Source organism: Streptomyces phaeolivaceus (assembly GCF_009184865.1).
Lineage (GTDB): Bacteria > Actinomycetota > Actinomycetes > Streptomycetales > Streptomycetaceae > Streptomyces > Streptomyces phaeolivaceus.
This window is the reverse complement of the sequence record NZ_CP045096.1, coordinates 3,438,926-3,458,453: the sequence shown is the minus strand read 5'-3', so window position 1 is coordinate 3,458,453 and position 19,528 is coordinate 3,438,926. Positions and strand designations below refer to the sequence as shown.

Below are 19,528 nucleotides of genomic sequence, written 5' to 3'. Positions count from 1 at the left end.
TGCAACGCTGGTCCCCCCACGGGCCGGCGAGCAGGGCGCCTTCCCATGTCCCGGTGCGGATTCCCCCCACGGGATCCGGCCGGGCGTCTGGTGGGCACAGCGCCTGAATCGCTGAGCTGAACGAGCAAAACTCGTCCTACCTGTATGTGTCTGTTCTGCTGCGGTGGTGTGCGGTCTGCCGGGACGCGTACGTACGGGAGGGCCGCTCAAAGCTCCCCGGTGCACGTGCCCCGGCAACGCAATTCCGGGAACGTCCCCCAAGACATCCCCAGATGCCAGTCACGCCCCCCAAGACGCTTCTGACATCGCCAACTTAGACTCACGAACCCCTTCGGTGGTTACGTTCACATCACTGTGATCTGCGTCTCTTGCCATATGTCCTGAAGATACGTAAGAGACCCGATTCGGTGATCGAGACCCCAGCGTAAGGATGATGCGCGAGCCTTGTGAAGAGCTTATGTGAGGCTGCTTCCGGACTCTAGAGGGACTTTTGCCCGCCGGTCATGAAAATGTCCTGAGTCGCAAGCTGTTCGTTACCACGAAAACGGACGAAAAGGCCATAGCCGCCCCAGCGAGCATCGGATTGAGCAGTCCGGCCGCGGCCAGCGGCAGCGCGGCCAGGTTGTATCCGAAGGCCCAGGCCAGATTGCCCTTGATCGTGGACAGGGTCCGCCGCGACAGCCGGATGGCGTCGGCGGCCACCCGCAGGTCCCCGCGCACCAGGGTCAGATCGCCCGCCTCGATCGCCGCGTCCGTCCCCGTGCCCAGCGCGAGCCCCAGGTCGGCGGCGGCCAGCGCCGCCGCGTCGTTGACGCCGTCGCCGACCATCGCGACCGTACGGCCCTCGCCCTGGAGCCGGCGTACGACGGCGACCTTGTCCTCGGGCAGCACCTCGGCGATCACATGCTCGGGGGAGATGCCGACCGCCGCGGCCACGGATCGCGCCACGCGCGCGTGGTCCCCGGTCAGCAGCATCGGGGTGAGCCCGAGCGCCCGCAGCCGCCGTACGGCCTCGGCGCTGGTCTCCTTGACCGCGTCGGCGACCGTGACGACACCGAGTGCCACCCCGTCGCGGACGACGACGACCGCCGTGTGCCCCTCGTCCTCGGCGGCCTCCTTGGCGCGCTTCAGGGCCTCGGGGAGCGGTCCGTCGAGGATCCGGCCCACCTGGACGTCGTGGCCCTCCACGAGGCCGCGTACGCCCCTTCCGGGCAGGTTCTCGAAACGCTCCACGGGCGGCAGCGCGCCCACGCGGTCCTCGGCCCCGGTGGCGATGGCCCGGCCCACCGGATGCTCGGAGGCGTGTTCGACGGCACCCGCGAGCCGTAGCACGTCCTCCTCGCGCACGTCCCTGTCGGGTACGTCCGTGACGTGTACGCGCCGGAGGGTCATCCGGCCCGTGGTGACCGTGCCGGTCTTGTCCAGGACGACGGTGTCGACGCGGCGGGTGGACTCCAGGACCTCGGGGCCCTTGATGAGGATGCCGAGCTGGGCGCCCCGGCCGGTGCCGACCATGAGGGCGGTCGGGGTGGCGAGGCCGAGCGCGCACGGGCAGGCGATGATCAGCACCGCGACGGCCGCCGTGAAGGAGGCGGTGGTGTCGTCGGTGAGGCCGAGCCAGACGCCGAACGTGGCGACCGCGAGCAGGATGACGACGGGCACGAACACCGCCGAGATCCGGTCGGCGAGCCGCTGCGCCCGCGCCTTGCCGTTCTGCGCGTCCTCCACCAGCCGGGCCATCCGGGCCAGCTGGGTGTCCGCGCCGACGCGGGTCGCCTCGACGACCAGCCGGCCCCCGGCGTTCACGGTCGCGCCCGTGACGGCGTCCCCGACCGTCACGTCCACCGGCACGGACTCACCGGTCAGCATGGACGAGTCCACGGCGGAGGCACCCTCGACGACGGTGCCGTCGGTGGCGAACCGCTCCCCGGGCCGTACGACGAAACGGTCCCCGACGGCCAGCCGGCCGACCGGGATCCGTGTCTCCCGCCCCTGCCGGAGCACCGAGACGTCCTTGGCGCCCAGCTTCAGCAGCGCCCTCAGCGCGGCGCCCGCGCGGCGCTTGGAGCGGGCCTCCAGATACCGGCCGAGCAGGATGAACGCGACGACCCCGGCGGCCACTTCGAGGTAGATCGCCGAGGAGCCGGAGGCGCGCGTCACCGTGAACTCGAAGTCGTGCCGCATGCCCGGCATACCCGCGTGGCCCCAGAACAGGGCCCACAGGGACCAGCCGAAGGCGGCGAGCGTGCCGACGGAGACAAGGGTGTCCATCGTGGCCGCGCCGTGCCGGAGGTTGGTGAACGCGGCCCGGTGGAAGGGCAGTCCGCCCCACACGACGACCGGCGCGGCCAGTGTCAGCGAGAGCCACTGCCAGTTGTCGAACTGCAGGGCCGGGACCATGGACATGAGGATCACGGGCGCCGCGAGCAGCGCGGAGACGGTGAGCCGCTGCCGCAGGGAGGCGAGTTCCGGGTCCTCCTCCGAGGAGGGCTCGTCCTGCTGCTCGGCCTCCGGGGGAGCCGGGGGCGGCGGCTCCTCGGCCGTGTAGCCCGTCTTCACCACGGTGGCGATCAGGTCGGCGACCGCCGTCCCCGAGGGATAGCTGACCTTCGCCTTCTCCGTCGCGTAGTTCACCGAGGCGGTGACCCCGTCCAGGCGGTTGAGCTTCTTCTCGACGCGGGCCGCGCAGGAGGCGCAGGTCATCCCTCCGATGATCAGCTCGACCTCGTGGACGGGGTCACTTGTCGGGGCCGCCGCGGTGGTGCTCGTCATGTCCGTGCCCGGATCGGTGTCAGACCTTGCCGACCAGCTCGAAGCCCGCCTCGTCGACGGCGGCGCGTACGGCCTCCTCGTCGAGCGGGGCGGCCGAGACCACGGTGACCTCGCCGGTGGAGGCGACGGCCTTCACCGAGGAGACACCGGCGATCTGCGTGATCTCGCCGGAAACGGCGCCTTCGCAGTGGCCGCAGCTCATTCCGCTCACCTTGTAGACGGCGGTGACGGAACCCTGGGTGTCGGTCTCGGCGGTCATGTCGTTACTCCTCGTCGGGGGTGTGCTCGGGGCGTAGGGGTTCGAGTAACCCATCTGGACATCGAGTTTATACCCCCTAGGGGTATGAATCCAAGAGGGGTGGGGCGGGAGTGGTGGGGCGGCCGGGGCGGTCCGCCGCGAGCCGCCGGTCTCAGGAGGTGGCGGGGGTGCCGCTCGCGGGGGCGGCGGCGAGCTGGTCGCCGACCATCGGCTCCAGGTAACGGAGCACGACGTTCTTCAGTTCCTGGACGTAGGCGTCGCGCTCGGCGCCCTCGTGGGCGAGCACCAGCTCCAGGCCCGCCATGTAGACGCCGATGCAGACATGCGCGACACGGGTGACGGCGGTGGCCGGCGCGTCGGGCAGGAGGGGGGTGAGCAGGGCCTCGACGCGGGCGACCAGGGTCGTGTGCAGGGCGTCGTGCTGCTCGGCGATCCGTCCGGGGACGTCCGGGCCGTGCATCAGGGCGAAGAACACCGGGTGCCGGCAGTTGAAGTCGATGAAGCGGTCTACCGCCGCCGCGACCGCCTGCTCCAGCGGGGTCGCCGGGTCGACCGGGGCGAGCGCCTCGCCGTACGCCTCCTGCATCTCGCGCATGAGCCGCTCGCCGAGCTCGATCGCGATCGCTTCCTTGTTCGGGAAGAACTGGTACAGCGTGCCCGGCGAGACCCCCGCCTCGCGGGCGATGGCGTTGGTGCTGGCGGCGGTGTACCCGGTCGAGCAGAACACGGAGGCCGCGGCTTCGAGGAGCTGGGCGATACGGCGCTCTCCGCGGGCCTGGCGGCGGCGCGGCTGCTCCTTCTCCTGCTGTTCCTTCTCCTGCTGTTCCTTCTCCTGGTTGGTGGGCACGCGGTTTTCCCCAGCTTTCCGGACGTGATTGACAAACACGAGTGGTCGCTCGCATTCTGGAGAAACGCGAGCGATCTCTCGTGTTTGCCAGTGTATGGCTTGGCGTCCCCATGCCGCCCGGCTGTGCGCGGCACGGGTTCGGAGTGATCAGAGTGAAGGGGACACCGCACCATGACCGAAGTCAACCGGCCACCCCGAGTGGGGGGCTGGACCCGGTTCGTGACCGCCCGCCCCCGGCTCTCCCTGCTCGTCGCCCTGGTGCTCACCGCCCTCGCGGTCGTCGCGGGCAGTGATGTCGCCGACCGCCTCGACAGCGGCGGCTGGGAGGATCCGGCCGCCCAGTCCACCTACGCGACCAAGGCCCTGGAGCGCGAGTTCCCGGGCTCCAACCCGAACTTCCTGCTGCTGGTCGACGCGGGCGGGGCCTCGGTCGACGACCCGGCCGTCGCCGCCGAGGCGAAGCGGCTGACCGAGCGGCTCGCCGCCGAGAAGGGCGTCACCGGCGTCGGCTCCTACTGGCGGACCGGCGCCCCGACCCTGCGCGCGGAGGACGGCAAGGAGGCGCTGATAGCGGCCCGCCTCACCGGCGACGACACCGCGGTGAACAAGACCCTGGACCGCATCGCCCCCGAACTGCGCGGCACGCACGGCCCGGTCGAGGTCAAGGTCGGCGGCATCCGCGCCGTGCGGCACGAGATGCAGACGATCATCCGGGAGGACCTGCTGCGGGCCGAGATGATCGCCCTGCCGGTGACCCTCGTCCTGCTGGTCATGGTCTTCGGCAGCGCGGTCGCCGCCCTGCTCCCGCTCGGCGTGGGCATCGTCGCGATCCTCGGCACCAACGCCATCCTGCGCGGCCTCACCGAGGTCACCGACGTCTCGGTCTTCGCCCTGAACCTCACCACGGCCATGGGCCTGGGCCTGGCGATCGACTACGCCCTGTTCATCGTGCGCCGCTTCCGCGAGGAACTGGCCACGGGCGCCGACCCGTTGACGGCCGTCGCCACCACCCTGCGCACGGCCGGCCGCACGGTCCTCTTCTCCGCCCTCACGGTCGCCGTCTCCCTGGCCGCCATGATGGTCTTCCCGCAGTACTTCCTGAAGTCCTTCGCCTACGCCGGCATAGCGGTGGTCCTCCTGGCCGCGGCGGCGGCGCTGATCCTCCTCCCCGCCGCCCTGGTCCTCCTGGGCGACCGCGTCAACGCCTGGGACCTGCGCAAGCTGTTCAGGCGCCGCAGGACATCGGACGCCGACGGGGGTGACTCCCCGGCAGCGAAGGAGAGCGGGGCGCCCGTCGAGGAGGGCGCGGCCTGGGGCCGCATGGCCGCCCTCGTCATGCGCCGCGCCCCCTACTTCGCCATCGCCACCACCGCCGGTCTGATCCTCCTCGGCCTCCCCTTCCTGGGCGTGAAGTTCGGCACGGCGGACGATCGCCAACTCCCCGCCACGGCCGAGTCCCATGTCGTCCAACAGCACCTCCGCGAGGGCTTCCCGGGCACCCCCGGAGGCGGCCTGGAGGTCCTGGCGGAAGGAGAGGCGACGAAGTCGGAGTACGCCGCCTACAAGGAGCGGCTCGCCGACCTTCCCGAAGTGCTCCGCGTGGAAGGCCCCCTGGCCAAGGGCGAGTGGGCCTACTTCACGGTGCAGCCGAAGGGCGAGGCGGTCGACGAGGGCGCACAGGCCCTGGTGGACGACATCCGGGCGCTGGACGCCCCCTTCGACACCTCGGTGACGGGCACGGCGGCGGTCCTGGTCGACACGAAGGCGGCGATCGGGGAGGGCCTGCCCTGGGCGCTCGCCTTCATAGCGATCGTCACCCTCATCCTGGTCTTCCTCCTCACCGGCAGCGTGCTGATCCCCCTCCAGGCGGTCCTGCTGAACGCGCTCAGCCTCACCGCGATGTTCGGCGCGCTGGTCTGGGTCTTCCAGGACGGCCACCTCTCCGGAGTGCTGGCCTTCACCACCCCCGGCTCCATCGAGACCACCCTCCCCGTCCTGATGTTCTGCGTGGCCTTCGGCCTCTCCATGGACTACGGCGTCTTCCTGCTCTCCCGTATCAAGGAGGAGTACGACCACACCGGCGACCACACGGCCTCCGTCCGCTTCGGCCTCCAGCGCACCGGCGGCCTCATCACCGCCGCCGCCGTCATCCTCGCGGTCGTCATGATCGCCATAGGCACGTCCCGCGTCACCAACACGAAGATGCTCGGCCTCGGCATAGCCCTGGCCGTCCTCATGGACGCCATGATCATCCGCAGCCTCCTGGTCCCGGCCGTCATGCGCCTCACCGGCCGCGCCACCTGGTGGGCCCCGGCCCCCCTGAGGCGCTTCCACAACCGCTTCGGCCTCACCGAGGGCGACCCCACCCCCACCCCACCAACCCCCGAGCAGAAGCCACACGACCGAGAGCCGATCTCCAGCCACAGATGACGAAGCGGGCCGCCTGAGGACGACCGGCGGCCCGGCGGCGGATGCCGACGGACGGTGAGGCAGGCCCGAAGGGCCGCCGCACCATCCAGGGGCGCGGGGAACTGCGCGACCAGCCCCCACCGAACCCGCACGCACCCACGCACCCACGCACCCGCCCCGAACCGTCCGCCCCGAACCGTCCGCCCCGAACCGTCCGCCCCGAACCGTCCGCCCCTCCCGCAGCGCGAAGGGGGTCGAAGGGGCGCAGCCCCTGGAGGATGGGACGGGTAGGGGCGGCGGGGGCGAGAACCCCTCGCCCCCGCAATGCGATGCTGACCCGGACCCCAGAAGAGGATCAACGGCCCCCGACCAAGAGGTGGGACACATGCGCGCGCTGGTGTTCGAGCGATTCGGAGAGCCGGCCACAGTGAGGGACCTCCCCACCCCCACACCCGCCCCGCACGGCGTCGTCGTCCGCGTGGAAGCCACAGGCCTCTGCCGCAGCGACTGGCACGGCTGGCAGGGCCACGACCCCGACATCACCCTCCCTCACGTCCCGGGCCACGAACTGGCCGGAGTCGTGGAGGAGACCGGCGCCGCGGTCACCGGATGGCACCCCGGCGACCGGGTCACCGTCCCCTTCGTCTGCGCCTGCGGCACCTGCCCCGCCTGCGCGACCGGCGACCACCAGGTCTGCGAGCGCCAGACCCAGCCGGGCTTCACCCACTGGGGCTCGTTCGCCCAGTACGTCGCCCTGGACCACGCCGACGTGAACCTGGTGGCGCTCCCGCCGGAGCTGTCGTACGGCACGGCCGCGGCCCTCGGCTGCCGCTTCGCCACGGCGTTCCGCGCGGTCGTCACCCAGGGCAGGGTCGCGGCGGGGGAGTGGGTCGCGGTCCACGGCTGCGGCGGAGTGGGCCTCTCCGCGGTGATGATCGCGGCGGCGTCCGGAGCCCGGGTGATCGCCGTGGACGTCTCGCCCCGAGCGCTGGACCTGGCCCGTGAGTTCGGCGCGACGGAATGCGTGGACGCCACGACCGTGCCGGACACGGCGGAGGCCGTCCGCGACCTCACCGGCGGCGGCGCCCACCTCTCCCTCGACGCCCTCGGCTCCCCGATCACCTGCGCGGCCTCCGTCAACGGCCTGCGCCGCCGGGGCCGCCACATCCAGGTGGGCCTGCTCCCGTCCGAGACCGGCACCACCCCCGTCCCCATGGCCCGCGCGATCGCCCTGGAGCTCGAACTCCTGGGCAGCCACGGCATGGCGGCCCACGCCTACCCCCGGATGCTGGAGCTGGTCCGCGCGGGAGTCCTCCGCCCCGACCTCCTGGTGACCGCCACGATCTCCCTGGACGAGACCCCCACCGCCCTCGCGGCGATGGGCACGGCCCCCGGCAGCGGCGTAACAGTCATAGAACCGTGGCGCTGAAGTCCTCGCCCGCCCCCACGCCCGCCCCCAACGCCCTCCCCCTCACCCGCCCCCTCGCCCATCCCGGAAAAACGTGTCCCCGGACCCTCGACAGCGGAGGACCCGGGGACAAGCGGACAAGCGGACAAGTGGACAAGTGGACAAGCGGACGAGCGGGCGAATCGACGAAGCGTGCGGGACGGACTCGGCTCGGTCGGCTCGGTCGGACCGGTCGGCTCAGTCGACCCTGCGCCCCCGGTTCCCCGGTCTGGAGGCGACCCAGGCGCGGATGGTGTCGGCGTACCAGTAGGGCTTGCCGCCCTCCACGTGGTCGGGCGCCGGCAGCAGCCCGTGTTTGCGGTACGAGCGGACGGTGTCGGGCTGCACACGGATGTGCGCCGCGATGTCCTTGTACGACCAGAGGCGTCGGTCGGTCATCAGTGGCACCTCCCTGCGCGCACCACGGCGGCGGCCGGGAGGACCGTAGGGGGAGCCGGGCACTGCGCTGGCGATCACAAGCCTGTGCCCGCTCAACGACTCTCAGTGATCACCGAGAGTGCCCGTGGATCACGTGTGACGGAATACCCGCGTACACGTGACATGTGTGACAGGGAGGGGTTATTTGTGACAAGAGTGACGCACGGGCGCCCCGAAAGGGGTGCGGGGAACTGCGCGACCAGCCGCGAACCACCCGCAGCCCGCCGATCACCCGCAGTTCCCCGTCGCTTCTCGGTGCCCGCCCTCCAGCGGAGCGCCTACGCGCCGCAGGACCTCAAGAACGCCCGAGTCCGCTGAGCGATCGGCAGTGGAGCGTCCGGCTCACACGGATACATGTCCTGCTCCACGATCGCGAACAGATCCACGTCCAGCTTCGCGGCGGCGGCCAGCACCGGCCCCAGCTCGGGCACGCCCTTCGGCGGCTCGCACATCACACCCCGGGCGACGGCAGGCCCGAACGGAATCTCGTTCGCCCGCACATCGGCCAGGATCTCGGGGTCGACCTGCTTGAGGTGCAGATACCCGATGCGCTCCCCGTACGTCTCGATCAGCTTGACGCTGTCGCCGCCGCAGTAGGCGTAGTGCCCGGTGTCGAGGCAGAGCGAGACCACCGAGGAGTCCGTGCCGTCCAGGAAGCGGACGACGTTCTCCTCGCTGTCGATGTGGGTGTCGGCGTGCGGGTGGACGACGATCTGGAGGCCGTACTTCTCCCGCACCTCCCGCCCGAGCCGCTCGGTGAGCTGGGTGAGGTGCCGCCACTGCTCGACGGTCAGTTCGCTGGGCTCCAGCACCTTGCCCGTCTTGTCGTCCCGCCAGAAGGACGGGATGACGACGAGGTGCTTGGCACCCATCGCCTGCGCGAGGACCGCGTTGTCGGCCACGTGCGCCCAGGTCTTCTCCCAGACGTCCGGGCCGTGGTGCAGGCCGGTGAACACGGTGCCGGCCGACACTTTCAGGCCGCGCTTGGCGGTCTCCTCGGCGAGGACCGCCGGGTCGGTCGGCAGATAGCCGTACGGGCCCAGCTCGATCCACTCGTAGCCGGAAGCGGCGACCTCGTCGAGGAAGCGCTGCCAGGGGACCTGCTGGGGGTCGTCGGGGAACCAGACGCCCCAGGAGTCGGGCGCCGAGCCGACTCGGATGCGCGAGAGTGAGGACTGAGGTGACAACGACGTCATGGGAGTCAGCTTCAGCCCCGAAAGCGGAGGGTGTCAATAGGTGGTCCGAATGTCTGGACAAAGTATTGACAGGGTCGCTCCGGCGGAGCTAGACCTTGACGGAACCGGCGGACGGGCCCGGCGCGTGAAGGGAACTCGATGGCGTACGACCTGATCACCATGGGGCGGATCGGTGTGGATCTCTACCCGTTGCAGACGGGGGTTCCGCTGCCGCAGGTGACGTCCTTCGGGAAGTTCCTCGGCGGATCGGCCACGAACGTCGCGGTGGCCGCGTCCCGCCTCGGCCGCTCCACCGCCGTCATCACCCGCACGGGTGAGGATCCCTTCGGCGACTACCTCCACCAGGCGCTGCGCGACTTCGGCGTGGACGACCGCTGGGTCACCCCGGTCCCGGGTCTGCCGACGCCCGTCACCTTCTGCGAGGTCTTTCCGCCGGACGACTTCCCGCTCTACTTCTACCGCCGCCCCAAGGCCCCGGACCTGGAGATCGACGCCCACGAGCTGGACCTCGACGCCATCGCCGGGACCCGGATCTTCTGGGTGACCGGCACCGGTCTGAGCGAGGAGCCCAGCCGTACGGCGACGCTCGCGGCCCTCGCCCACCGGGCCAGGGCCGGGACGACGGTCTTCGACCTCGACTGGCGCCCCATGTTCTGGACCGACCCGGCCGAGGCACGCCCCTTCTACGAGGAGGCCCTGCGGCACACCACCGTCGCCGTCGGCAACCTCGACGAGGTCGAGGTCGCCACCGGTGTCCGCGAGCCGCGGGCCGCCGCCCGCGCGCTGCTCGACGCCGGCGTCGAACTCGCGGTCGTCAAGCAGGGGCCGAAGGGTGTTCTCGCGGTCAACAGCAAGGGCGAGTCCGCCGAGGTCCCGCCGCTGCCCGTGAACGTCCTCAACGGCCTCGGCGCCGGTGACGCCTTCGGCGGCTCCCTCTGCCACGGCCTGCTCGAAGGCTGGGACCTGGAGAAGATCATGCGGCACGCCAACGCGGCCGGCGCCATCGTCGCCTCCCGCCTGGAGTGCTCCTCCGCGATGCCCACCGTGGAAGAGATCGAGACGGCCGTCGCGGCGGGAGCGGTCCTGTGACCCCCACGCGCCCCACGACCGACGGCGTGAGCCCCCTCGGCTCCCCCGGCCCCCTCGGCCCCATCGACGTCTCCGCCCTCGTCCGTACCCGGGTCCATCACCCCGAGGCCATCGCCGAGGCCGCCGCCCGGCGCGCCCGCCGGCCCCTGATCGGTGACTCCGGCCGGCTGATGATCGTCGCCGCCGACCACCCGGCCCGTGGCGCCCTCTCCGTCGGCGACCGCAAACTCGCCATGGCCAACCGCGCCGACCTCCTCGAACGGCTGTGCCTGGCACTGTCCCGCCCCGGGGTGGACGGCGTCCTCGCGACCGCCGACATCCTGGACGACCTGCTCCTCCTCGGCGCCCTCGACGGCAAGGTCGTCATGGGCTCGATGAACCGGGGCGGCCTCGCGGGCGCCAGCTTCGAACTCGACGACCGCTTCACCGGCCACCGCCCCGAGGACATGGAGCGCCTCGGCTTCGACGCCGGCAAGCTCCTGCTGCGCGTCGACTACGACGACCCGGGCTCCCTCACCACCCTGGAGTCCACCGCCCGCGCCGTGGACGCCATGGCCGAGCGACGGCTCCCCGTCTTCGTCGAGCCGTTCATCAGCCGCCGCGACCCGGCCACCGGCAAGGTCAAGAACGATCTGAGCGCCGAGGCCGTCACCAAGTCGATCGCCATAGCGGCCGGGCTCGGCGGCAGTTCGGCGTACACCTGGCTGAAGGTGCCCGTCACCGAGAACCCCGACGACATGGCCCGTGTCATGGAGACCTCGACGCTGCCCGCCGTGCTGCTCGGCGGCGATGTCGGCGAGGACCAGGAGGGCGCGTACGAGAAGTGGCGGGGCGCGCTGCAACTGCCCACCGTGCAGGGGCTGGTGGTCGGCCGCTCGTTGCTCTACCCGGCGGACGGCGATGTGACCGCCGCCGTGGACACCGCCGTTGGACTGTTGTGAGGGCCGCATGACACAGAAGACCGAGCTGTACGTACCCAAGGGCGCCACCGCGAACGACCGGTACGCCGTGGACATCGATCCGGAGCGGGCCGGCTGGACCCACAGCAGCCTCAGGATCGTGGAGTTGGGCCCGGACGGCACGCATACCTTCAGCGCCGGGGACAGCGAGTGGATCGTGTTGTCCCTCAACGGCGGTTGTACGGTTCAGGTGTCGGAGGAACCGGGCAATTCGGACGGTGGCGGCATCACGGAGTTCCAGATCCTGGGCAGGGAGAGCGTGTTCGCCGGAGTCTCCGACTTCGTGTACGCGCCCCGTGACGCCCGGGTACAGATCGCCTCCGGCGCGGGAGGCCGCTTCGCTTTGGCAGGAGCGAAGTGCGAGCGACGACTCCCCGCTCGTTACGGCCCCGCGCCGGAGGTCCCCGTGGAGGACCGGGGCAGCGGCACCTGCGCCCGCCAGGTCCGCAACTTCGCCTCCGCCGACGCCTTCGCGTGCGACAAGCTGATCACCGTCGAGGTCATCACCCCCGGCGGCAACTGGTCCTCGTACCCGCCGCACAAGCACGACGAGAACCGGCCGGGGGAGGAGACCGAACTCGAAGAGATCTACTACTTCGAGATCGACGGCCCGCACGGCTTCGGCTACCAGCGCGTGTCCCCCTCCCGCGAGGGCGGCTCCGAGGTGCTCGCCGAGGTCCGTTCCGGTGACGCGGTGCTCGTTCCCGACGGCTGGCACGGCCCGTCCATCGCGCAGCCCGGCCACACCATGTACTACCTGAACGTCATGGCCGGTCCGGGCTCGGAGCGGCAGTGGCGGATCTGCTTCCACCCCGATCACACGGAGGGGTACCGATGAGCACGGGGACCACGAGGCTCACCGTCGCGCAGGCGCTGGTCCGATTCCTCGCCGCCCAGTACACCGAGCGCGACGGCGAGCGGCGGCGGCTGATCGGCGCCACCTGGGGCATCTTCGGCCACGGCAATGTCGCGGGCCTCGGCCAGGCGCTGATCGAGTACGCCGACGACATGCCCTACCTCCAGGGCCGCAACGAGCAGTCGATGGTGCACGCGGCCGTCGGCTACGCCCGTCAGTCGAACCGCCTTTCCACGCACGCGGTGACGACGTCCATCGGCCCCGGCGCCACCAACCTCGTCACCGGCGCCGCCCTCGCCACCATCAACCACCTCCCGGTGCTGCTCCTGCCCGGCGACATCTTCGCCACCCGCCCGGCCGACCCGGTCCTCCAGCAGCTCGAAGTCCCGTACGCGGGCGACATCAGCGTCAACGACACACTGCGCCCGGTGTCGAGGTACTTCGACCGGATCACCCGCCCCGAGGCGCTGATCCCGGCCGCGCTGCAGGCGATGCGCGTCCTCACCGACCCGGTGGAGACGGGCGCGGTCACCCTCGCCCTCCCGCAGGACGTGCAGGCGGAGGCGTACGACTGGCCGGAGGAGTTCTTCGCCGAGCGGACCTGGAACGTGCGCCGCCCGGCGGCCGACGTCGCCGAACTGGCCGCGGCCGTGGGCGCGATCCGGGAGGCACGCCGTCCGCTGATCGTCGCCGGCGGCGGTGTCCACCACGCCCGCGCGGAAGAGGTGCTCGCCGAACTGGCCGACGCCACCGGCATCCCGGTCGCCTCCACCCAGGCCGGCAAGGGCTCGCTGCGCTTCGACCACCCGCAGGACGTGGGCGGCATCGGCCACACCGGCACCGCGACCGCCAACGAACTCGCCCGCACCGCCGACCTGGTGATCGGCGTCGGCACCCGGTACACGGACTTCACCACCGCTTCGAACACCCTGTTCGCCGCCGACGGCGTCCGCTTCCTCAACCTCAACATCGCGCCCCACGACGGCCACAAGCTCTCCGGGCTGCCGCTGATCGCGGACGCGCGGGCCGGCCTCGAATCGCTCGCCGAGGCCCTGGAGCTCCACGGGCACCGGGTCGCGGACGCGTACGTCTCCGAGTACGGGGAGGACAAGCAGCGCTGGGAGCACCGCGTCGACGCCTGCTACGAGGCCGACGAACCGGACACCCGGCCCACCCAGGCCCAGGTCCTCGGCCTCCTCGACGAGATCGTCGACGAGTCCGACATCCTCATCAACGCGGCCGGTTCCCTCCCCGGTGACCTGCACAAACTGTGGCGGGCACGGTCGCGGGACCAGTACCACCTGGAGTACGGCTACTCCTGCATGGGCTACGAGATACCGGCCGCGATCGGCGTCCGGCTGGCCGCCCCCGGCCGCCCGGTGTGGGCGCTGGTCGGCGACGGCACGTATCTGATGATGCCGACCGAGATCGTGACCGCCGTGCAGGAGAACATCCCGATCAAGGTGCTGCTCGTGCAGAACCACGGGTACGCCTCCATCGGCGGCCTCTCCGAGTCGGTCGGCGGTGAGCGGTTCGGCACCGCGTACCGCCACCGGAATCCGGACGACGGCCTGTTCACGGGCGCCCCGCTGCCCGTGGATCTCGCCGCCAACGCGGCCAGTCTCGGTATGCGCGTGCTGCGCGCCAGGACCGTCCGTGAGCTGCGCGCCGCCCTCGCCGAGGCACGGGCGGCCGACACTCCCACTTGTGTCTACGTGGAGACGGAAACGGCAGACACAGTGTCGGGCCCGCCCCCCGCGCAGGCCTGGTGGGATGTACCTGTGGCCGAGACCGCGACCCGCGCGTCGGCGGTCAAGGCACGCGAGGAGTACGACCGGCACGTCTCAACCCGACGCCGCCATCTGTAAGCAAGGAGTTTCTGGAATGACGAAGATCGTCAACCACTGGATCGGCGGCAAGACCGTCGAAGGCGCGTCGGGTACGTTCGGGCCGGTCACGGACCCGGCGACCGGCGCGGTCACCACCAAGGTCGCCTTCGCGACCGTCGACGAGGTCGACGCGGCGGTACGCACCGCCAAGGAGGCCTACGTCACCTGGGGCCAGTCCTCGCTGGCCAAGCGCACGGAGATCCTGTTCCGCTTCCGCGCGCTGCTGGACGCCAACCGCGACGCGATCGCGGAGCTGATCACCGCCGAGCACGGCAAGGTGCACTCGGACGCGCTCGGCGAGGTCGCGCGCGGCCTGGAGATCGTCGACCTGGCCTGCGGCATCAACGTCCAGCTGAAGGGCGAACTGTCGACGCAGGTCGCCAGCCGTGTGGACGTCTCGTCCATCCGCCAGCCGCTGGGTGTCGTCGCGGGCATCACCCCGTTCAACTTCCCGGCGATGGTCCCGATGTGGATGTTCCCGATCGCCATCGCGACCGGCAACACCTTCGTCCTGAAGCCGTCCGAGAAGGACCCCTCGGCCTCCATCAAGATCGCCGAGCTGCTCTCCGAGGCAGGCCTGCCCGACGGCGTCTTCAACGTCGTCCACGGCGACAAGGTGGCGGTGGACCGTCTCCTGGAGCACCCGGACGTCAAGGCGATCTCCTTCGTCGGCTCGACCCCGATCGCCCGCTACATCCACACCACGGCCTCCGCCAACCACAAGCGCGTCCAGGCGCTCGGCGGCGCCAAGAACCACATGCTGGTCCTCCCGGACGCGGACCTGGACGCGGCGGCGGATGCCGCTGTGAGCGCGGCGTACGGCTCGGCGGGCGAGCGCTGCATGGCGATCTCGGCGGTCGTGGCCGTGGGCGCGATCGGCGACGAGCTGGTGGACAAGATCCGCGAGCGCGCCGAGAAGATCAAGATCGGCCCCGGCAACGACCCCACCTCCGAGATGGGCCCGCTGATCACGGCCGTCCACCGCGACAAGGTGGCGTCCTACGTCACGGGCGCGGCGGCCGAGGGCGCCGAGGTGGTCCTCGACGGCACCGGCTTCACGGTCGAGGGCTACGAGGACGGCCACTGGATCGGCATCTCGCTGCTGGACAAGGTCCCCACCACGGCGAAGGCGTACCAGGACGAGATCTTCGGCCCGGTGCTGACCGTGCTGCGCGTCGACACCTACGACGAGGGCATCGCCCTGATCAACGCCTCGCCCTTCGGCAACGGCACCGCGATCTTCACCCGCGACGGCGGCGCCGCCCGCCGCTTCCAGCTGGAGGTCGAGGCCGGCATGGTCGGCGTCAACGTGCCGATCCCGGTCCCCGTCGGCTACCACAGCTTCGGCGGCTGGAAGGACTCCCTCTTCGGAGACCACCACATCTACGGCAACGACGGCACCCACTTCTACACCCGGGGCAAGGTCGTCACCACCCGCTGGCCCGACCCGGCCGACGGCCCCTCGGGCGTGGACCTGGGCTTCCCGCGCAACCACTGAGCACCACGCCGGTCACTTCGCCCCCTGCGCCCGAGGGCTCGGGGGGCAGAGGTGTTTGTGCGGCTCCTGGAACGCCCGACTTATCAGGTTGCTGTCGAGTCCCTCCCCCACCCCCGCGTACCGCACCCGCTGTATACCGAATTCCTCCCGTACGACCGTGGGATGCCCCACTCTTCCCCCCTGAGGGGGCCATGCCGCACCGACAGCGCCCCGTACCGTTGACGCATGGATCTTCGACTGACCGGCCCGCGACTGCGCGGAGCGCTCCGCCGGAGGCCGAGGCGCACCATCGCCGCCGCGGTCGCCGTCGTCGTGCTCGCCGGCGCGGGCACCTGGACGGCCACCGCCTCGGACGGGGCGGCGCCGGTGAAGCGCACCGACCAGGCCATGACCACGGCCGAGGGCGTGCGCATCGACACCTCGTACTTCACCTCCGGCGGCGACGGCCGCCGCCCGGCCGTCATGCTGGGCCACGGCTTCGGCGGCAGCAAGGACGACGTCCGCTCCCAGGCCGAGGCCCTCGCCCGCGACGGCTACGCGGTGCTGACCTGGTCGGCCCGCGGCTTCGGTGAGTCGACCGGCAGGATCGGGCTGAACGACCCGAAGGGCGAGGTCGCCGACGTCACCCAGCTGATCGACTGGCTCGCCGACCGCCCCGAGGTCCAGCTCGACAAGAAGGGCGACCCCCGCCTCGGCGTCGCCGGCGCCTCGTACGGCGGCGCGATCTCGCTGCTGGCCGCCGGGTACGACGACCGGGTGGACGCCATCGCGCCCGCGATCACGTACTGGAACCTGTCGGACGCCCTGTTCCCGAACGGCGTGTTCAAGAAGCTGTGGGCCGGTCTCTTCGTCAACACCGGCGGCGGCTGCGAGAAGTTCGAGACCCAGCTCTGCGAGATGTACCAGCGGGTCGCCGAGTCCGGGAAGCCCGACGCGGCGGCCGAGAAGCTGCTCGCCGAGCGCAGCCCCGAGGCCGTCGGCGACCGCATCAAGGTGCCCACCCTGCTGATGCAGGGCCAGACCGACTCCCTCTTCCCGCTCGGCCAGGCCGACGCCGCCGCCAAGGCGATCAAGGCCAACGGCGCGCCCGTCGAGGTCGACTGGATCTCCGGCGGCCACGACGGCGGTGACATGGAGACCTCCCGCGTCCAGGCCCGGGTCAACTCCTGGTTCGACCGCTACCTCAAGGACGACAAGGGCGCCGACACCGGCTCCGCGTTCCGTGTCACCCGCACCCTCGGCGCCGGCTCCGGCGACGGCGAACCCCGGCTCGCCGGTACGACCGACGACACCTACCCGGGCCTGGAGAGCGACCCCACGAAGATCGCCCTCGCCGGCCGCGAGCAGAGCTTCGAGAACCCGGCCGGCGCCAACCCGCCCGCCATCTCGGCCCTCCCCGGCCTCGGCGCCGGCGGCGGCCTCGCCCAGCTCTCCTCTCTCGGCGTCAGCATCTCGCTCGACTTCCCCGGCCAGTTCGCCGCGTTCCAGTCGAAGCCCGTCGCCGAGGACCTCCAGATCACCGGCTCGCCCACGGCGACCGTCCATGTGAAGTCGACCACCGAGGACGCCGTCCTCTTCGCCAAGGTGTACGACGTCGGCCCGGACGGCAGCAGGTCGCAGGTCCTGCCGTCCCAGCTCGTCGAGCCCGTCCGGGTCGAGGGCGCCAGGGCCGGCAAGGACGTGCGGCTCACCCTCCCGGCCATCGACCACGAACTCGACGACGGCCACAGCCTGCGCCTGGTTCTCGCCTCCACCGACCTCGGCTACGCCTCCCCGGCGACCCCGGCGACGTACACCGTCTCCCTCAGGGGCGATCTGGAGGTGCCCACACCGCTCGGCCGGGCCGAGCGCACGGACGTGCTGCCCGCCTGGGTCTGGTACCTGCCGATCGCCGGTGCCGTGATCGCGGCGCTCCTGCTGGTCACCGGCCGCCGCCGGATCGTCACCCCGGCCCCGGACCCGGCGCTCGCCGAGGTCCCGCTGGAGATCACCGACCTGAGCAAGAAGTACAAGAACGGCGACCGGTACAGCGTCCGCGACCTCTCCTTCCGTGTGGAGAGGGGCCAGGTCCTCGGGCTGCTCGGGCCGAACGGCGCCGGCAAGACGACGACCCTGCGCATGCTGATGGGTCTGATCCAGCCCGACGGCGGCCGGATCCGGGTCTTCGGCCACGCGATCGTGCCGGGCGCCCCGGTCCTCTCCCGGGTCGGTGCCTTCGTCGAGGGCGCGGGCTTCCTCCCGCACCTGTCCGGCCGCGAGAACCTGGAGCTGTACTGGGCCGCCACCGGCCGCCCGGCCGAGGACGCCCACATGGACGAGGCCCTGGAGATCGCCGGTCTCGGCGACGCCCTGGCCCGCGCGGTCCGCACCTACTCCCAGGGCATGCGCCAGCGCCTGGCCATCGCCCAGGCCATGCTGGGCCTGCCCGACCTGCTGATCCTCGACGAGCCGACCAACGGCCTCGACCCGCCACAGATCCGCGAGATGCGCGAGGTCATGATCCGGTACGCGGCGGCCGGCCGCACGGTCATCGTCTCCAGCCACCTGCTGGCGGAGGTCGAGCAGACCTGTACGCATCTGGTCGTCATGGACCACGGCAAGCTCGTCCAGGCGGGCCCCGTCAGCAAGATCGTCGGATCCGGCGACACCCTGCTGGTCGGTACGTCCGAGCCGGTGGACGAGCCGGTCGTCGAGAAGATCGCCGCTCTGCCGGGTGTCACATCGGCCGTCCGCGCCGACGACGGCCTGGTGGTCCGGCTCGACGCCGACGGCAGCGCCCGGCGCCTGGTCGCCGAACTGGTCCGGCTGGAGGTCCCCGTGGAGTCCGTCGGCCCGCACCGCCGCCTCGAAGACGCCTTCCTCACCCTGATCGGAGAGTCCGCATGAGCACGCTGGCCGAGCGTGCCGAGCACGCAGAACCCGGGCACACCGAGCCCGGCCGCGGCGAACCCGTGGAGGTCGCCGACGGCTACCGCGCGGGCCGCACCCTGCCCCTGCGGGTCGAACTGGTCCGCCAGCTGAAGCGCCGCCGCACGATGGTCATGTTCGGCATCCTGTTCGCCCTGCCGCTCGTGCTGCTGATCGCCTTCCAGGTCGGCGGCACCCCCGGCGAGGGCAACAACCGGACCAACCTGATGGACACCGCGACGGCGTCCGGCGCGAACTTCGCCGCGGTGAACCTGTTCGCCGCCGCGGGCTTCCTGCTCGTCATCCCCGTCGCGCTGTTCTGCGGCGACACGGTCGCCTCGGAGGCCAGCTGGTCCTCCCTGCGCTATCTCCTCGCCGCACCCGTGCCCCGCGCCCGGCTGCTGTGGTCCAAGCTCGTCGTCGGCCTCACCCTCAGCCTCGCGGCGCTGGTGCTGCTGCCGGTCGTCGCGCTGATCGTCGGCTCGCTCGCCTACGGCTGGGGCCCGCTGGTGCTGCCGACCGGCGGGGAGATCGCGACGGGCGCCGCCGCCCAGGCCCTGGCGATCACCGTGGCGTACATCTTCGTGTCCCAACTGGTCACCGCCGCCCTGGCGTTCTGGCTCTCCACGAAGACCGACGCCCCGCTCGGCGCGGTCGGCGGCGCCGTCGGCCTCACCATCGTCGGCAGCGTCCTCGACGAGGTGACCGCTCTCGGCGACTGGCGCGACTTCCTGCCCACGCACTGGCAGTACGCCTGGCTGGACGTCGTCCGCCCGCAGCCCGAGTACACCGACATGATCCAGGGCGTCTCGATTTCGGTAACGTACGCGCTCGTCCTGTTCGCCCTGGCCTTCCGGGGTTTCCGCCGCAAGGACGTCGTCTCCTAGGTCAACGGAGGATCACCCACCGGTCTCGACGGGCCCCCGCCGTGGCCTCTTCGAGACGGATCCGCAACTCCCCGT

Annotated in this window: 14 protein-coding genes; 9 read left to right on the top strand and 5 right to left on the bottom strand. The window is 71.4% G+C overall.

Going from position 1 to position 19,528, the window contains the following annotated elements; genetic code table 11:
* Positions 1-501: 501 nt before the first annotated feature.
* The 3 genes from F9278_RS16240 to F9278_RS16230 form a co-directional block, all read right to left on the bottom strand.
* Positions 502-2,772, bottom strand: coding sequence for a heavy metal translocating P-type ATPase (locus tag F9278_RS16240; RefSeq protein WP_152168981.1), 2,271 nt, complete (start codon positions 2,770-2,772; stop codon positions 502-504).
* Positions 2,773-2,791: 19 nt separating this feature from the next.
* A complete protein-coding gene (locus F9278_RS16235) occupies positions 2,792-3,031 on the bottom strand; it encodes a heavy-metal-associated domain-containing protein (protein WP_152168980.1) in 240 nt (79 codons plus the stop codon).
* 151 nt (positions 3,032-3,182) lie between these two features.
* Complete coding sequence (locus F9278_RS16230; RefSeq protein WP_193241517.1) at positions 3,183-3,878, bottom strand: TetR/AcrR family transcriptional regulator; 696 nt, start codon at positions 3,876-3,878, stop codon at positions 3,183-3,185.
* A 171-nt stretch (positions 3,879-4,049) separates the two neighbouring features.
* Here F9278_RS16230 and F9278_RS16225 point away from each other — a divergent pair, with 171 nt between their 5' ends.
* Positions 4,050-6,308 carry an MMPL family transporter gene (locus F9278_RS16225; protein ID WP_152168979.1) on the top strand — a complete coding sequence of 753 codons (2,259 nt, stop codon included), beginning with the start codon at positions 4,050-4,052 and terminating at the stop codon, positions 6,306-6,308.
* 364 nt (positions 6,309-6,672) lie between these two features.
* The gene (locus tag F9278_RS16220) at positions 6,673-7,716 is read left to right on the top strand and encodes a zinc-dependent alcohol dehydrogenase family protein (RefSeq protein WP_152168978.1); all 1,044 of its coding nucleotides are present in this window, start codon (positions 6,673-6,675) and stop codon (positions 7,714-7,716) included.
* Positions 7,717-7,932: 216 nt separating this feature from the next.
* Here F9278_RS16220 and F9278_RS16215 read toward each other — a convergent pair whose 3' ends face one another.
* Positions 7,933-8,133: a helix-turn-helix transcriptional regulator gene (locus tag F9278_RS16215; RefSeq protein ID WP_152168977.1), complete on the bottom strand. Its 201-nt coding sequence runs from the start codon at positions 8,131-8,133 to the stop codon at positions 7,933-7,935.
* Between the two features lie 317 nt (positions 8,134-8,450).
* Positions 8,451-9,368, bottom strand: coding sequence for a sugar phosphate isomerase/epimerase family protein (locus tag F9278_RS16210; RefSeq protein ID WP_152168976.1), 918 nt, complete (start codon positions 9,366-9,368; stop codon positions 8,451-8,453).
* A 138-nt stretch (positions 9,369-9,506) separates the two neighbouring features.
* Between F9278_RS16210 and iolC the strand changes: the two genes are divergently transcribed.
* From iolC to F9278_RS16175, 7 genes are all read left to right on the top strand, one after another.
* Positions 9,507-10,457, top strand: coding sequence for a 5-dehydro-2-deoxygluconokinase (gene iolC / locus F9278_RS16205; RefSeq protein ID WP_152168975.1), 951 nt, complete (start codon positions 9,507-9,509; stop codon positions 10,455-10,457).
* Between the two features lie 62 nt (positions 10,458-10,519).
* Complete coding sequence (locus tag F9278_RS16200; RefSeq protein ID WP_152173900.1) at positions 10,520-11,398, top strand: Cgl0159 family (beta/alpha)8-fold protein; 879 nt, start codon at positions 10,520-10,522, stop codon at positions 11,396-11,398.
* 7 nt (positions 11,399-11,405) lie between these two features.
* A complete protein-coding gene (gene iolB / locus F9278_RS16195) occupies positions 11,406-12,254 on the top strand; it encodes a 5-deoxy-glucuronate isomerase (protein WP_152168974.1) in 849 nt (282 codons plus the stop codon).
* Positions 12,251-14,140 (top strand): 3D-(3,5/4)-trihydroxycyclohexane-1,2-dione acylhydrolase (decyclizing), encoded by a 1,890-nt coding sequence (gene iolD / locus F9278_RS16190; RefSeq protein ID WP_152168973.1) that lies wholly within the window; start codon positions 12,251-12,253, stop codon positions 14,138-14,140. The genes iolB and iolD overlap by 4 nt, the downstream gene beginning before the upstream one ends.
* 16 nt (positions 14,141-14,156) lie before the next feature.
* Positions 14,157-15,659, top strand: a complete 1,503-nt coding sequence (gene mmsA / locus F9278_RS16185) for a CoA-acylating methylmalonate-semialdehyde dehydrogenase (protein WP_152168972.1) — start codon at positions 14,157-14,159, stop codon at positions 15,657-15,659.
* Between the two features lie 225 nt (positions 15,660-15,884).
* Complete coding sequence (locus F9278_RS16180) at positions 15,885-18,545, top strand: alpha/beta fold hydrolase (protein ID WP_152168971.1); 2,661 nt, start codon at positions 15,885-15,887, stop codon at positions 18,543-18,545.
* Entirely contained in the window at positions 18,542-19,453 is a 912-nt protein-coding gene (locus F9278_RS16175) for an ABC transporter permease (RefSeq protein WP_193241516.1), read from the top strand. Before F9278_RS16180 ends, F9278_RS16175 begins: the two co-directional genes overlap by 4 nt.
* Positions 19,454-19,528 lie beyond the last annotated feature (75 nt).

Excerpts from the sequence above, each read along its gene's own strand:
- F9278_RS16240 (WP_152168981.1), bottom strand. The coding sequence starts at position 2,772 with ATGACGAGCACCACCGCGGCGGCCCCGACAAGTGACCCCGTCCACGAG.
- F9278_RS16235 (WP_152168980.1), bottom strand. The coding sequence starts at position 3,031 with ATGACCGCCGAGACCGACACCCAGGGTTCCGTCACCGCCGTCTACAAG.
- F9278_RS16225 (WP_152168979.1), top strand. The coding sequence starts at position 4,050 with ATGACCGAAGTCAACCGGCCACCCCGAGTGGGGGGCTGGACCCGGTTC.
- F9278_RS16220 (WP_152168978.1), top strand. The coding sequence starts at position 6,673 with ATGCGCGCGCTGGTGTTCGAGCGATTCGGAGAGCCGGCCACAGTGAGG.
- F9278_RS16215 (WP_152168977.1), bottom strand. The coding sequence starts at position 8,133 with ATGACCGACCGACGCCTCTGGTCGTACAAGGACATCGCGGCGCACATC.
- F9278_RS16210 (WP_152168976.1), bottom strand. The coding sequence starts at position 9,368 with ATGACGTCGTTGTCACCTCAGTCCTCACTCTCGCGCATCCGAGTCGGC.
- iolC (WP_152168975.1), top strand. The coding sequence starts at position 9,507 with ATGGCGTACGACCTGATCACCATGGGGCGGATCGGTGTGGATCTCTAC.
- iolB (WP_152168974.1), top strand. The coding sequence starts at position 11,406 with ATGACACAGAAGACCGAGCTGTACGTACCCAAGGGCGCCACCGCGAAC.
- iolD (WP_152168973.1), top strand. The coding sequence starts at position 12,251 with ATGAGCACGGGGACCACGAGGCTCACCGTCGCGCAGGCGCTGGTCCGA.
- mmsA (WP_152168972.1), top strand. The coding sequence starts at position 14,157 with ATGACGAAGATCGTCAACCACTGGATCGGCGGCAAGACCGTCGAAGGC.
- F9278_RS16180 (WP_152168971.1), top strand. The coding sequence starts at position 15,885 with ATGGATCTTCGACTGACCGGCCCGCGACTGCGCGGAGCGCTCCGCCGG.
- F9278_RS16175 (WP_193241516.1), top strand. The coding sequence starts at position 18,542 with ATGAGCACGCTGGCCGAGCGTGCCGAGCACGCAGAACCCGGGCACACC.